13 protein-coding genes and 1 riboswitch are annotated in these 14,301 nt (G+C 52.8%); of the genes, 12 read left to right on the top strand and 1 reads right to left on the bottom strand.

Annotation, left to right across the window (positions count from 1 at the left end; translation table 11 throughout):
• Window positions 1-18: 18 nt before the first annotated feature.
• Window positions 19-327, bottom strand: coding sequence for a carbohydrate-binding protein (locus tag BR83_RS0104025; protein ID WP_322786306.1), 309 nt, complete (start codon window positions 325-327; stop codon window positions 19-21).
• 225 nt (window positions 328-552) lie between these two features.
• Here BR83_RS0104025 and BR83_RS0104020 point away from each other — a divergent pair, with 225 nt between their 5' ends.
• The 12 genes from BR83_RS0104020 to tnpA form a co-directional block, all read left to right on the top strand.
• Window positions 553-1,917 (top strand): TrpB-like pyridoxal phosphate-dependent enzyme, encoded by a 1,365-nt coding sequence (locus BR83_RS0104020; protein ID WP_027355986.1) that lies wholly within the window; start codon window positions 553-555, stop codon window positions 1,915-1,917.
• Between the two features lie 90 nt (window positions 1,918-2,007).
• Window positions 2,008-2,197: riboswitch (Lysine riboswitch) on the top strand.
• Window positions 2,198-2,333: 136 nt separating this feature from the next.
• Window positions 2,334-3,677, top strand: coding sequence for a diaminopimelate decarboxylase (gene lysA / locus BR83_RS0104015; protein WP_027355985.1), 1,344 nt, complete (start codon window positions 2,334-2,336; stop codon window positions 3,675-3,677).
• 136 nt (window positions 3,678-3,813) lie between these two features.
• Window positions 3,814-6,453 carry a CBS domain-containing protein gene (locus BR83_RS0104005; RefSeq protein WP_027355984.1) on the top strand — a complete coding sequence of 880 codons (2,640 nt, stop codon included), beginning with the start codon at window positions 3,814-3,816 and terminating at the stop codon, window positions 6,451-6,453.
• Window positions 6,446-7,075, top strand: coding sequence for a site-2 protease family protein (locus BR83_RS0104000; RefSeq protein WP_027355983.1), 630 nt, complete (start codon window positions 6,446-6,448; stop codon window positions 7,073-7,075). Before BR83_RS0104005 ends, BR83_RS0104000 begins: the two co-directional genes overlap by 8 nt.
• Window positions 7,076-7,122: 47 nt before the next feature.
• A complete protein-coding gene (gene trpS, locus BR83_RS0103995; RefSeq protein WP_027355982.1) occupies window positions 7,123-8,106 on the top strand; it encodes a tryptophan--tRNA ligase in 984 nt (327 codons plus the stop codon).
• 55 nt (window positions 8,107-8,161) lie between these two features.
• Window positions 8,162-8,995 carry a Gmad2 immunoglobulin-like domain-containing protein gene (locus BR83_RS0103990; RefSeq protein WP_157832960.1) on the top strand — a complete coding sequence of 278 codons (834 nt, stop codon included), beginning with the start codon at window positions 8,162-8,164 and terminating at the stop codon, window positions 8,993-8,995.
• A gap of 117 nt (window positions 8,996-9,112) precedes the next feature.
• Window positions 9,113-9,697, top strand: a complete 585-nt coding sequence (locus BR83_RS16340; protein WP_027355980.1) for a DUF2953 domain-containing protein — start codon at window positions 9,113-9,115, stop codon at window positions 9,695-9,697.
• A gap of 7 nt (window positions 9,698-9,704) precedes the next feature.
• Window positions 9,705-10,151, top strand: a complete 447-nt coding sequence (gene ytfJ, locus BR83_RS0103980; protein ID WP_027355979.1) for a GerW family sporulation protein — start codon at window positions 9,705-9,707, stop codon at window positions 10,149-10,151.
• Between the two features lie 395 nt (window positions 10,152-10,546).
• Window positions 10,547-10,918: a hypothetical protein gene (locus tag BR83_RS0103975; RefSeq protein WP_027355978.1), complete on the top strand. Its 372-nt coding sequence runs from the start codon at window positions 10,547-10,549 to the stop codon at window positions 10,916-10,918.
• Between the two features lie 3 nt (window positions 10,919-10,921).
• On the top strand, window positions 10,922-12,325 hold the full coding sequence (locus BR83_RS0103970; RefSeq protein ID WP_027355977.1) for an ATPase domain-containing protein: 1,404 nt from the start codon (window positions 10,922-10,924) through the stop codon (window positions 12,323-12,325).
• A gap of 9 nt (window positions 12,326-12,334) precedes the next feature.
• Window positions 12,335-13,750, top strand: coding sequence for a GGDEF domain-containing protein (locus BR83_RS0103965; RefSeq protein ID WP_027355976.1), 1,416 nt, complete (start codon window positions 12,335-12,337; stop codon window positions 13,748-13,750).
• Window positions 13,751-14,036: 286 nt separating this feature from the next.
• Window positions 14,037-14,301 (top strand): IS66 family insertion sequence element accessory protein TnpA (gene tnpA / locus BR83_RS0103955; protein WP_027355975.1); only part of this gene is annotated, 265 nt, incomplete at its 3' end.

Genomic DNA, 14,301 nt, shown 5'->3' with positions numbered 1-14,301 from the left:
AACCGTCCCTCTCTGCAGTTATGCCCGTACAGTCCAGTTGTAGCCATTATTGTTATCCCAGTTATTGGCGGAATCCTTGAAGCAGAAGGACATCAGGCTGTTCTGCATGCGCAGGGTACTCTCCCAGCCCCGGGGAGTACGCTCCATTTTAATGGTGCTGACATTTTGCCAGTTTTGCGGATCACCGAACCCGCAGTGCAGGTAAACCTGATCGGCACCGCTTTGGGCTAAAAGACCGTTGTAAATAATGTTTACCTCATTGAAGCCGGCGGGCCTCACCTCAACTCCTTTGGGAGTATCGGACCATCCCTGAATCAAAATAAGCACCTCCTTTAGTTTTTAACCTGCCACTTTTAGATTCCCCCTTGATTATTAGGGTATACCCGGTCATTTCTTCCTGCCATGGTAACACTTTTCGTCTTTCCAGTTATGTCAGTATTCCTGGTTTCCGGCAGGAATTAAGCATATGCTGGCGAAGTAAATTAGGGTGCGCCCGGAGCGCAATAATTAAATAATTATAACAATAATTATAACAGGAGGAGCAGAGAAGAGATGAGCGAAACCAAAATTCTGCTTTCGGAACAAGAACTACCGGTATGCTGGTACAACATCCAGGCCGACATGCCCCGGTTGCCCCGGCCACCATTGCATCCGGTTACCGGTAAGCCAGTGGGGCCGGATGATTTGAAAGCAATCTTTCCCATGTCCCTGATTGAACAGGAAATGAGCAGGGAGCGCTGGATTGAAATTCCAGAAGAGGTAAGGAACATTTACCGCCTGTGGCGCCCCAGCCCCCTGTTCCGGGCGCACCGGCTGGAAAAAGTTCTGGATACGCCGGCCCGGATTTTTTACAAATACGAGGGAGTGAGCCCGGCCGGCAGCCATAAGCTGAATACGGCTGTGCCCCAGGCATATTTTAACAAAAAGGAAGGCATTAAAAGACTGACCACAGAAACGGGAGCAGGCCAGTGGGGTGTGGCCCTGTCCCAGGCATGTAATTTTTTTGGCCTTGAATGCACGGTATATATGGTTAAGGTTAGCTACCAGCAAAAACCTTACCGCCGCTCCATGATGGAAATATTTGGCGCTGAAGTTTATGCCAGCCCCAGCGAGCACACTGCTGCCGGTCGTAAAATCCTCAGCAGTGAGCCGGATTCACCCGGTAGCCTGGGCATTGCCATCAGTGAAGCGGTGGAGGATGCTGCCGGTCGCGAGGATACCAATTATGCCCTGGGCAGTGTGCTCAACCACGTCCTGCTGCACCAGACGGTAATTGGACTGGAGGCCAGGGAGCAAATGGCCACGGCCGGGTACTACCCGGACGTGGTCATTGCCTGCTGTGGTGGCGGCAGCAACTTTGGCGGGCTTGCTTTTCCTTTTGTCCACGACAGGCTGGTGGAGGGGACAAAGGTGCGGCTGGTGGCTGTGGAGCCCAGCGCCTGCCCCACGCTAACCAGAGGTCGCTTTGCTTATGATTTTGGCGATGTGGCCGGATTGACGCCCCTTTTATCCATGTACACCCTGGGTGCTGAATTCATACCCCCTGGAATTCACGCCGGGGGGTTGCGTTACCACGGCGATTCCCCCCTGGTAAGCCAGCTGGTACACGATGGCATTGTGGAGGCGCGGGCTTTTAACCAGACCGATGTTTTCAAAAGTGCCGTCATGTTTGCCCGCTCGGAAGGAATCGTACCTGCTCCCGAGTCGGCCCATGCCATCGCCTGTGCCATTCAGGAGGCCCTGGCCGCCAGGGAGGCCGGGGAGGCCAGAACCATTTTGTTCAATTTAAGCGGCCATGGTCTGCTGGATCTCCCTTCCTATGACGCCTACCTGGCCGGCAAGCTTAAGGATTATCCCCTGCCGGAGGAAGAACTGGCCAGATCGTTAGCCCGGCTTCCCGGGGTAAACAGGGAATAATTTTCGGTGCGGGAAAGATACTGTTGACAGCACCCGATGGCCGTGTTACAATGGGACAAAATTGCATATAATACGCCTCATCTCCTTTGGAGGTGGGGTAGAGGTTGCGGGCAACAAGAGTATCCTGGTGAAGAAACCGGGTTTTCAATGAAGCCAGGGGAAAGGGTTGTCCGCCGAAGTTCAACCGGTGCCCGGAACGGTTGGGCTGGGCCGTCACCGAACAGGTGCCGGACTGTCACCCGGTGGTTGCCCTGCTGCCGGGTGGAGCGCTATCTCACCAGGGAGAGGCTTGATCATGAGCATAAGACGGCCCCTTGCCTGGGATGCCGTCTTATTATTTTATTTGCCTTATATAAAGTTTGCTAAAGCCTCATTGGTTACATTCGAGGGGATTGAATCCGGTAGGAGGTTTTGTTATGAAGCTGCACGGTACCATGACCGTTAACAGCCGGGGTCATCTGGAAATTGGTGGCTGTGACACTGTGGAACTGGCATCTACTTTTGGTACCCCCCTTTATGTAGTGGATGAAGAATTATTCCGGCAGAACTGCCGGGAGTATTACCGGGCCTTTACTGAGAAATATGGTGCCGAAGTCATTTATGCGGCCAAAACGCTGCTCACCCTCGCCATCTGCCGCCTGGTGGAGGAAGAAGGCCTGGGAATGGATGTGGTTTCCGGCGGCGAATTGTATACTGCCATCAAGGCCAGGTTCCCCATGTCCCGGGTTTACTTCCACGGGAACAATAAATCCAGCGAGGAGCTGCGTCTGGCCCTGGAAGCACGGGTAGGGCGCTTTATGGTGGATAATCTTTATGAGCTGGAAATGCTCAACCGGCTGGCCGGTGAGATGCGGACCAGGGCGGATGTAATTCTACGCCTGACTCCGGGCGTTGAGGCCCATACCCATGAGTATATTAAAACCGGCCAGATAGATAGTAAATTCGGCCTGGTTATTGATAACGGTCAGGCCCTGGCCGGAGTCAGGCGGGCCCTGGAGATGGAAAACATTATCCTTCATGGCCTGCATTGCCATATCGGTTCCCAGATTTTTGAGCTGGACTCATACGCCCACGCTGCGGGGATAATGATGGACTTTGCCGCCAGGGTAGCCAGGGAAACGGGCTGGGCGCCGGCTGAGCTGGATTTGGGAGGAGGCCTGGGGATTTATTACGCTGAAGGGGACGAACCCCGTCCTGTTGCCGAATATGCCGATGTAATTATGCGGGCCGTCCGGGAAAAAGCCCTGGCCCACGGTCTTCCCGTACCCCGGGTTATCGTTGAACCCGGGCGTTCCATCAGCGGCCCCGCGGGTACCACCCTGTATACCGTGGGGGCGGTAAAAGACATCCCCGGGGTGCGCAAGTATGTGGCTGTTGATGGAGGTATGGGAGATAACCCCCGCCCGGCCCTGTACCAGTCCCGTTACGAAGCCTGCCTGGCCAACAAGGCTGCTGCACCGGCGGAAGAAGTGGTTTCCATTGCCGGTAAGTGCTGCGAGTCCGGGGACATGCTTATATGGGATATTGCCCTGCCCAGGGTTGAACCCGGGGACATTCTGGCCGTCAGCTGTACCGGCGCTTATAACTACTCCATGTCCATGAATTACAACCGCCTGCCCAGGCCGGCCATGGTCCTGGTCAGGGACGGGCAGGCCGATATCATTGTAGAGCGGGAAACTTATGAAGACCTCCTGCGCAATGACGTCATTCCGGAAAGGTTGCGCAGGAGCAGGCGTTTGAATGTGGCTTCCGCGCGCTAAAAGGTTTTCATTCCGGCACCCTGAAGGGGTGCTTTTTAATCGGGCCGGCCTTGAAATTGTTGTTGGCCGGAAAGCTGCCAGGCATGATATAATCTAATGATAATGCAGCAAGAAGACCGGGGGAGTGGAGCCGGCAATGGATATTATTACCACCCACAGCAATACGGATCTGGATGCCCTGGCCGCCATGGTGGGGGCGCAAAAGCTTTATCCCGAAGCCGTCATGGTCTTCCCGGGTAAGCTTTCCAGGAATGTGGAAGAATTTATGGCCCTGCATAAGGACGCCCTGACTATCTCCAGCCTGCGGGATATTCAGCTGGACAGGATACGGCGGGTGATACTGGTGGATACCAAAAACCCCAGGCGGCTGGGCAAGCTGGCGGAGATAGTCAACCGTCCCGGGGTGGAGGTGCATATTTACGACCACCATCCCCGGGCGGAAGGTGATATCAGGGGGACGCTGGAAGTGGTGGAAGCGGTGGGAGCCACTGCTACCCTGCTGGTGGAGAAAATAAAGGAACACAATGTGCCCCTGAATCCCCTGGAGGCAACAATTCTGGCCCTGGGTATTTATGGTGACACCGGTTCCCTGGTGTTTACCAGCACAACTCCCCGGGATGTGGCGGCAGTGGCCTTTCTTCTGGAAAAGGGGGCCAATCTGGGGGTGGTGGCCGAGTTTCTCGGCCGGCCCCTGACCGAGGAGCAAAAGTCCCTGTTAAAGTCCCTGTTGATTTCGGCCCGCCGTTACCAGGTAAACGGGGTCAAAGTGCTGCTGGCTACTGCTTCGGTGGAAGAATTTGTGGTGGGCCTGGCCCTGCTTACCCATACCATTTCCGAAATAGAAAAACTTGATGCTGTATTTACCGTGGTGGAAATGGAAGACCGGGTATATATAGTGGGCCGCAGCAACGTGGCTCAGGTGGATGTGGCCGAAATTGTGGCTCCCTTTGGGGGTGGTGGCCACCCGGCGGCGGCCTCGGCCACAATTAAAGGGGCCCCCCTTGACCAGGTGGCCAGGACGCTCATGAAAATCATCCGCCAGAAGGTGCGTCCTCCCCTTACGGCGGCAGGGATTATGTCCAGTCCGGTTAAAACTGTAACTCCCGAAACTACCATCAGAGAAGCCGGGCGCATCATGATGCGCTACGGTCACACGGGTCTGCCGGTGGTGAAAAATGGCCAGCTGGTGGGTGTAATATCCCGGCGGGATGTGGAAAAAGCCAATCTCCATGGCCTGGGACATGCCCCGGTGAAAGGTTTCATGAGCCAGAATGTGGTCTGGGTTACTCCCGATGTTCCTGTAACCGAGGTACAGCAATTGATGATCGAGCACGATATCGGGCGCGTTCCCGTAGTAGCGGAAGGCAGGCTGGTGGGTATTGTATCCCGGACCGATGTCCTGCGCACCCTGCACGGCGGGGATTTACCCTCCCGTTACCGGACCATTTATTCCGGCCACCTGGCAACTGCCGGAACAAACATTTCCGAACTCATGCGCCAGGTGCTGGCTCCCAGGGAATGGGAGATAATGCGCCGGGCGGGAGAGACTGCTGCCCGCCTGGGTTGCCGGGTTTTTGCGGCTGGCGGGGTGGTACGGGATATTCTGCTCCAAGCGGGAAATCTGGACATCGACCTGGTGGTGGAAGGGGATGGTATTGCCCTGGCCGGTGCCCTGGCCGGTGCTTATGGCGCTCAGGTACGTGCCCACCGCCGCTTCGGCACGGCGGAAGTTCTTTTTCCCGATGGTTTTAAAGTCGATGTAGCTACGGCACGGGTGGAATTTTACGAATACCCGGCGGCCCTGCCCCGGGTGGAAAGTTCCTGCCTGCGCCATGACCTCTACCGGCGGGACTTTACCATCAACGCCATGGCCGTAGACCTGAACGGGGAAAATTTTGGTGATTTAATTGATTTTTTTGGCGGGCGACAGGATTTACAGCAGGGGTTAATCCGGGTATTATATAATTTGAGTTTTATCGAAGATCCCATCCGCCTGTTGCGGGCTGTGCGTTTTGAACAGCGTTACGGGTTTAAGATTGAACCGCAGACTTTAAAGCTGATGGAGGAAGCGGTGCGCCGGGAAGTTCTCACCCGGGTTTCCACCGAACGTCTGTGGGAGGAGTTAAAACACATCCTGCTGGAAAAGGAAGCCGGGAGAATGCTGGAGCGCCTGCATCAGCTGGGTATGTGGCCCTTCGTTTTTCCGGGGGTAACATACTGGGAGGTTCAGCCGGTACTGCATGATCTGGGTGCGGCCATGCAGGCGCTGGATGAATGGGGTTTTGCCACGGGGCATGACTCCTGGCTTTGCTATTTTATTGCGGTCCTGCACTGGAGTAGCCCGGAAACCGCCAGGGCGCTCTGCGAGCGCTATCATTTAAGCAAGCGGCAGGCCGGTAAGGTTGTATCCTCCCTGTCCAGCTGGCAGCAGGTTCTATCATTGCTCAGCCGGCGAGGTGAAGTGCGCAACAGCGAGCTGGCCCGGGGCCTTCTCCTTCTGCCCCCGGAGGCCTATCCCCTGATTTTAACCCTGCTGGACGAGGAGTGGTTGAAAGAGCGCTTCCGGCAGCTGCTTTTACTGCTGAAGGAGAGCAGGCCGTCGGTGGATGGTAATTTCATCAGGAGCCTGGGTTACCGGCCCGGCCCTGTTTTCCGCAGGGCGCTGGATGCGGTTTGGCGCGCCCGGCTGGATGGCCTGGTGAAAAACAGCGAAGAAGAAAAGGCGTTTGTGAAAGAATTTTTGAGCCGCCATTATGGAGAGGGTCCCCATGATTAACCTTCCCAGTTTATATGAAATGGCCCTTATGCTGCCGGGCATTATTTTGGGACTTACCTTCCATGAGCTGGCCCACGGCTGGGTGGCCGACCGGCTGGGAGATACCACTGCCCGCTACCAGGGCCGCTTAACCTTAAACCCCCTGGCCCATGTGGATGTCATTGGTTTGATAATGCTTTTTATCGCTGGTTTTGGCTGGGCGAAACCGGTGCCGGTCAACCCCTATAATTTTCGCGGTGATATGCGTCGCGGTTTAATGCTGGTTTCCCTCGCCGGACCGGCTACCAATATGTTGCTGGCAGTGGCCGGGGCAGTGGCGCTGGGCCTGGGGGCCTGGAAGTTGCCTTACGGGCAGGAGATTGTTATAAATATTATTCATATCAACGTCATCCTGGCTGTTTTTAATCTCCTGCCAATTCCCCCTCTGGATGGGTCGAAGATACTGGCCGGTGTTCTGCCCGGCCGGCAACCATGGCTGTATATGCTGGAAAACTACGGTATAATAATTCTCTTACTGCTGTTATTTACCGGTATTATCGGGAAGGTGCTCAGGTGGATTATTGTCCCGCTGTATGAAGTCCTCCTGGGTCTCGCCAAAGCCATTGCCTTACTGGTAGCTTAATGTTACAGGGAAAATGTTACAGGAAAATGGAAAGGAGATCTGTACCAATGGCCACGCAGAGAATTTTAAGCGGCATGCGTCCTACGGGCCGGTTACATATCGGCCACCTGAGCGTGCTGGAAAACTGGGTTGAGATGCAAAGGGAAAACCAGTGCTTCTTTTTTGCCGCCGACTGGCACGCCCTGACCACGGCTTTTGAACATACAGAAGGAATTAAAGAAAATATCCGGGAAATGGTCACCGACTGGCTGGCCGTGGGGCTCGATCCGGAAAAAAGCGTGATCTTTATTCAGTCGGATGTTCCGGAGACTGCCGAACTGCATCTCCTATTTTCCATGATTATTCCCCTGGGCTGGCTGGAGAGGGTGCCCACTTACAAGGATCAGGTGCAGCAATTCAAGCAGCAGGGCAGGGACATCATGACTTACGGTTTCCTGGGTTATCCCGTTTTAATGGCGGCGGATATTTTACTTTACCGGGCTGACGCGGTGCCCGTGGGAGAGGACCAGCTTCCCCACCTGGAACTGTGCCGGGAACTGGCCCGGCGTTTTAACCACCTCTACCGTCCTGTTTTCCCCGAGCCCCAGGCCAGGCTGTCCCGTGTTCCCGTGCTTCCCGGTGTGGATGGACGAAAAATGAGCAAAAGTTATGCCAACGATATAGGTTTGATGGCCGAACTGGATGAAATCAGGCGGCGGGTTAATGCCATGGTTACCGATCCGGCGCGCATCCATAAAACCGATCCCGGCCACCCGGAAGTTTGTGTGGTACACAAGTACCACGGTATCTATACCGGCCACCGGCTGGCGGAAATTGAAGAGGAGTGCCGGGCGGGCCGGGTGGGCTGCGTGGCCTGCAAGAGGTTGCTGGCCGAGTCACTGGAAGCTGTCCTGGCTCCCTTGAGGGAACGACGGCTCCAGATTGCTGCCCGTGAGGGTTATGTCGAGGAAGTGCTTGCTGAAGGCGCCCGCCGGGCCAGGGCGGAGGCAGCCAGAACCATGTCTTTAGTCCGCGAAGCCATGCAAATTTAGATACATGATTTCCCCCCTGGCGGTAAAGAATATGCCCCAAAAGGGGGTATTTATTTTGCGCAGGTTGTTGCTGATTATGGCTGCACTGGTTTTGATTGGGGGTATGGCCGGCTGCACGGCGGCCAGGAAACCGGCGCCGGAACAGCCCAGAACCGTAATAATACCGGAAGCCACCAGAGTTTCCTTTGAAAAGATTGACCTGGCGAAAGCACCGGCCGAGGTTAAGGATGTGGCCAGGACCCTGGAGAACACCGACGCCAGTACATGGGTGCGGGCAAATAATAACCTGTACCTGCTGTTCAGTACGAGTCCCCGCAACAGGATGTACAGGGCAGAGGTAACTGAAATTCAACAGCGCAATCCCAGGGCGGACTTCAGCTGGCTGGATGTTAAAGCCAGGTACGTCAGGCAAGCAGCTGCCAGTGCTCCAGTTCTAACAGTGGTACGGGTAGGGAAGCTGGACCGGCCGGTAAACGGCGTTGCTTTTCAATTTTCCCGCGAGAAAGGACAGCAGGCCGGTCAAGCAGGTGGACCGGGGCCGCAGCCGGCTGCCAGGCCTGCTCCGGCAGGAACCCCGGAACCAGCTGCCGTGACGGGGGGCGAAGCAGTAATAAGTGAGCCTTCCCCGGATCAGGAAACTACCAGCCCGGTAAAGGTGGTGGGGAAGGCCAGGCACTCCGCCGGGGAGGTGCGGGTGCGCCTGGTGGATGAGAGGGGTACTGTCCTGGCGGAAAAATCCCTTTCCGTCGGGAAGGAAAGTTTCACCGAGTTTGAAACTTTACTCAGCTACAGTCCTCCTGCTTCCCCCAGGAAAGGATTTGTGGAAGTGGCCGCTCCGGGCCAGGATAGGGAACAAAGCCTGGCCCGGGTACCGGTAACCATGAAGTAATATTTAAAGGCTTTCTGTGCACCGGCAGCCTTCGGCTTGCCGGTTCTTTTTTTCTCCTTGATTCCCTTTTACATACATTTGAGGGATGGCGGGAAAATATGACCGGTGGTGTTTGGTGTGTGGCTATGGTGGCTGGTTGTAATCTTTCTTTTACTGGTGGGCCTGTTTACAATGATCCCTTTAAAACTGGAATTTTATTACTGCCGCCGGGATCATGACCGGCGCCTCCTGCTGTTGATCAGGACCTGGTTCAATATAAAATACCAGCTGCTTCCCGGAAAAAATCCGGCCGGACCGGCATCTTTAATCTCATCCGGCCGCCTGATGGAATGTATTCGCCTGGGCCTTGAGATCTGGCCTGCCCTGAAGTTTTTATTACGCCGTACCAGATTGTGCCGGCTTGAATGGCGGACCCTGGTCGGCCTGCCCGATGCCGCTCATACCGGTATGGTTGTGGGAGGGCTGTGGTCCCTCAAAGGAACTGTTTTAACGGTTCTTTACCGGCTGGTCAGCAAAAAGTCCGCCCTGCCCGAAGTAGCCGTCATACCCCATTTTACCGGTTCATCCTTCGGGCTGTTGATTCACTGCATATTTACCTTCCGCCTGGGCCATATTATGGTTACAGCAGTAAAGCTGGCCTGTTTAACGGGCCGCCAGGGCTTAAAAAGAATCTTATCTTTTATAGACTCCTTCAAGGGGTGAGGTACAGGTGCCGGAACATCCAATCGAAGGTTTAATGAAAACGGCCATGGAAAGCATCAAGGAAATGGTAAATGTGAACGTGGTAGTGGGCGATCCCGTGGAGACTGCCGACGGGACAGTTATTATACCGGTTTCCCGGGTGGCCTGCGGCTTTGGTGCCGGTGGTGGGGAACTGGAAGCCCAGGGCCGCCAGAAGCAGGAGGGTGAGCAGCTGCCATTTTTTGGCGGCGGAAGCGGGGCTGGAGTATCTGTCCAGCCGGTGGGTTTCCTGGTGGTGGGCCAGGGTCAGGTCCGCCTGCTGCCCGTGGATGGTAATGCTGTGGTGGATCGCCTGATAGATCTGGCTCCCCAGCTGGTTTCCCAGATACAGGGTATGTTTAAGCGGGAAGGCAAGAACCAGGTAACCATGGTTCCACCACCACCGCCCCCGGGAGGAACTGTCCCTACTTTATAATTAATTTTGAGGGACCCTCAGCACTGAATGAGTATACAGGTCAAACATGATTAATACATATTTATAAGTCCCGTCCGGAAGGGCGGGCTTTTTTGGTTTTCCGGGCTGTGGCGGGTATGGTCGGGTTTACTTTCTGGATAGGACCTTTTTACTAGCAAAAGCGGCATGAGTAACTATTTTGGTAAAAATAAGTGGTTTAAAAGAAAATTAAGAGATCAGTGATTTCAGGAGGAAATTGCTCGGAAAATATCGAACCTAGCTAAGTTAAGCCGAATTAAGGCGTGAGATTTGAACGAGTACAGGTATACCCGTATCGGGGCCATTGATCTGAGGTTTTGACAAGGGCAAAACCGTGACCCGGCCTTCCTGGTAAGGTATGGTTTGGAGGGACTATTATGTGCGAAATCATCGAGAAGCAGATCGAGCGCTATGAAACTTTGCTGAGGGAGATGTGGACTGCGTCAGCGAAGTACCTTGGGACGTTTTCTGTGAACCTTTTGGTGGAAAGGGTTGTGTGGGAGGTTTCGCTGGAGTATAGGGAAATAGAACTGCTGCAGTACGACCAGAATGGGATATCGTGCGCAGGGATAGCGGTCAGTTTGAAGAAAAACCCGGACTTGCCGGTCGATGATATGTTCGTGAAGTTTATCAACAGGTATTTGGAAATACTGGCCAGGCTCCTTGGTCATGGAAAAACGGAGAAAATAGCGAAGAGGCTGAACGAAGAATTTGGCAGGTTTCCTTTTGACTTCAAGGGGGGGGAATGAGAGATGGATAAATTGAAAACGGGCATAAAGAATCTTGATCATATCCTTGATGGCGGCATACCTGTATATTCACTGAACATCGTTTCTGGCTCTCCGGGTAGCGGAAAGACGATATTTGTCCAAAACATAATATTTAACAGCGCGAGGAACGGCCTCAAAAGTCTATACCTGACCACTATATCGGAATCCCAATTCAAGATGGTAAGGCACCTGCAGGAGTTTGAGTTTTTCTTGGATGATGTTTTGGGGGACAAGGTTATTTATGGCGATTTGGGAACTGTTCTGCGCAAACAGGGTACGGACAAGGGGCTAGAATACCTGTCTCAAATGATCAAAAAACATCGGCCGAATATAGTTGTAATCGATAGTTTTAAGGCCATAAGAGACATCTTCCCGGACGAGAAAACTTTTAAGGCTTTTGTTTTTGACCTGGCTGCCGCTCTCTCGATATGGGAGGTCACTGTATTTCTCGTCGGCGAATATGAAGAACAGGAACTGACCCGCTTGAGCGAATTTGCCGTTGCCGATGGGATTTTTCACCTTTACGGGCAGGAAGAAAAGCGGTTTCAAAAAAGGTATTTGCGTATTCTGAAGATGAGGGGGACCAATTTTGAGCAGGGGGAACACCTGTTTCAAATTAGCCATGCTGGAATAGAAGTGTACCCGAGAATGAAGCCGGAGGGTATTGAACTCCAGTATGAGGTAAGGTCGGGGAGAAAGGGATTCGGGATCACGCGCTTGGACGAAATGTTGTGTGGTGGGTTAATCGAAGGGACGATCACGCTCATTTCCGGTAGTACAGGTACGGGTAAAACCGCATTGGCCCTTAAATTTTTACTGGAGGGGGCGGAGAGAGGCGAAAAAGGACTGTTCCTTTCTTTTGAAGAGTCTGTGGCTCAACTTCAGAATACTGCCCGTCACCTGGGATGGGAGATAGATAAATACCTGGCAGATGGTCGACTCGATATCAAGTTTATTTCTCCTATAGAACTGGACGTAGACAAGCACGCTTTTGAAATACTGGACATGGTCAGGGAAAAGAAGGTAGAGAGGTTAATCATCGACAGCATTTCTGCTTTTGAAAGCAGCGTTTCTGATCTACAAAAGTATAAAGATTATCTATGGGCGATGGCCCAGCAGCTCAAAAAGCAGCACGTCACCCCCATCTTCACGGTACTTAACGAAAACCTTTTTTCACCAATGGTAGTAACGAAAACCCAGATTTCCTTAATAGCCGATAATATAATTTTTTTGCGGTACGTGGAAGATGGTTCAAGCATCAAGAAAGTTATTGGCATACTTAAAGCCCGCGGGAGCGACCACGACAAGGCACTGATGGAGTACGAGATTACCAAGAACGGGATAAATATTCTCGGTAAATTAGATAAAGCAGATATGTTGAGATGAGGTGCCTAAATGTCCAATAACCTTCTTCTGAGCATTTCGCTAAAATACTGGCAGGATTTTCAGGATACGCTGGCCAAGGTAATGGATGCCAATATTTACATCTTTGATGTAAATGGGGCCTCTTTTTCCCGCTTCAGCCGGCCCGTTGAATTATGCCAGGAGGTAAACAAAGGCGAAAAGATCTGCAACGAAAAGTGCATCCGTTTTTACAAGTCTGCTCTCCGTTCGTTAGAAGATAAAGGCATACTTACCTGTCCTTACGGGATAAGACTTTATGCGTACCGCCTGGGCACCTACGCCCAAAAGATAGGGTTCCTTGTCATTACCCCTACCAGGATCAGAACCGAGGTGAGTGGCGAGGAAGAAAATATTTTTTTGACCAAAGTGCACAGCATTTACCAGACCATAAATGAGGTTCTTAAGGCTATCCTGGAAAAAAATCTGTTAGGGTTACGGAGGCTTGAACTGAACAGCATCTACGAAATCAGCCGCCTGCTGACATCAACCGTTGAACTGGACAAGGTTTTGGATCTTATCACAAATTCTTTAATCATAATTTATAAGGCCGATCTTAGTTTTGTCGGCCTTCGCGAGGGTGATAAAATCAGGATAGCCCAGGCTAAAGGTGAATACGGCCACCTATTGATTGGTAGGGAATGGCCGATGGTCCAGCCGCTGATTGAGCAGGTTTTTTCAAAAGTTGAGCCGTCATCTCTGAGTATTGAGGAATTAATGACTCTACCGGGCCTCACCGGTTTAGAGGTTGCTCCCGGGAATGAAATTGTGATTTATCCCCTCTGGACTGCTTTGGGTGCCGTCGGGATGTTAGGTATAGTGGTTCCTGTTTCCCTGGATGACGACGGTAGCAGAAACCTGCAGATATATGCGAACTTCGCTGCTGTAGCCCTGGCCAATGCGACCCTTATACGCCGCCTGGAAAGAGAAGCCGAAACCGACTTTATGACCGGTTTCTTTAATAAGCGTGCCCTGCGAAATATGCTGGTTCAAGAACTTGAGAGGGTAACAAGGTACAGCACACCCCTGTCGGTTATTTTACTGGATATCGATGACTTCAAGAGTTACAATGACACCTTTGGCCACTTGGCCGGCGATATAGTGTTGCAGAAGACAGCAGAGATAATAAAAAACTCCATCAGGCTGGTGGATATTGCGGGCCGCTATGGAGGCGAGGAATTTGTAATCATTCTTCCGGGGACAAAAAAGGAAGGTGCTGCAAGAGTGGCAGAAAGAATACGGAAATCTATAGAGATTTACCCTTTCCCGCACCGCCGGGTCACGGTGAGCCTCGGCGTAGCCTCGGCCAAAAGAAATGATTCCGTTGACTCGCTGCTTGCAAGGGCGGATCAGGCCTGTTACCAGGCGAAGAGGCAAGGGAAAAACCGCTTCTGCTTGGACCCATCGTAAAAATATTCCCTTGATACGAGAACAACCCCCTGGGGTTGGATGAAATAGACCTCTGACCGAAGCTATAAAAATGAGAGGGGTATTGACATTGTCCGGAAAACTTAAGGGTGCAGAATTCGGTGAAGACGAAGCTCGCTTTTTGAGCGTCCTTCGTGAAAGCCTTGACCTTGCCATGGACCGGGGTCTGGAGGAAAGTAAGCGTCAAATACAACCCACCTTGGCATAATACCCAAGTTTAAGGGATAATCTTCCTCAGATAAAAGCTCGATGAGGAGGATTTTTTCTTATGACCAAAGCCGAACGGGAAGCGCTATGGGAAACCCGAATAGCCGAATACAAGATGAGTGGGCAAAGCGTCAGAGAATGGTGCGCCGCCCATGAAGGCATCAGCCCCAGGCAGTTATGGTACTGGCTGCGAAAGTTTAAAGACCGGAACGGAGTTACCCCAGGAAAATCAAATCGGTGGCTGCCGGTGGAAATAAGCAACCAGTCATTTATAGAAGAGGACCATACTTTACTGGTCAAAATAGGACCGGCCAACATCGAGGTTA

Origin of the sequence: Desulfofundulus thermocisternus DSM 10259, assembly GCF_000686645.1 — a bacterium.
GTDB classification, from domain to species: Bacteria; Bacillota; Desulfotomaculia; order Desulfotomaculales; family Desulfovirgulaceae; genus Desulfofundulus; species Desulfofundulus australicus.
The sequence above is the reverse complement of the archived record's forward strand: the minus strand, read 5'-3'. Positions and strand labels throughout refer to the sequence as shown.

What these genes read in the sequence shown, in the direction of transcription:
- trpS (WP_027355982.1), top strand. Translation starts at nt 7,123, where the DNA reads ATGGCCACGCAGAGAATTTTAAGCGGCATGCGTCCTACGGGCCGGTTA.
- BR83_RS0104020 (WP_027355986.1), top strand. Translation starts at nt 553, where the DNA reads ATGAGCGAAACCAAAATTCTGCTTTCGGAACAAGAACTACCGGTATGC.
- BR83_RS0103975 (WP_027355978.1), top strand. Translation starts at nt 10,547, where the DNA reads ATGTGCGAAATCATCGAGAAGCAGATCGAGCGCTATGAAACTTTGCTG.
- BR83_RS0104005 (WP_027355984.1), top strand. Translation starts at nt 3,814, where the DNA reads ATGGATATTATTACCACCCACAGCAATACGGATCTGGATGCCCTGGCC.
- BR83_RS0103970 (WP_027355977.1), top strand. Translation starts at nt 10,922, where the DNA reads ATGGATAAATTGAAAACGGGCATAAAGAATCTTGATCATATCCTTGAT.
- BR83_RS0103965 (WP_027355976.1), top strand. Translation starts at nt 12,335, where the DNA reads ATGTCCAATAACCTTCTTCTGAGCATTTCGCTAAAATACTGGCAGGAT.
- lysA (WP_027355985.1), top strand. Translation starts at nt 2,334, where the DNA reads ATGAAGCTGCACGGTACCATGACCGTTAACAGCCGGGGTCATCTGGAA.
- BR83_RS0104000 (WP_027355983.1), top strand. Translation starts at nt 6,446, where the DNA reads ATGATTAACCTTCCCAGTTTATATGAAATGGCCCTTATGCTGCCGGGC.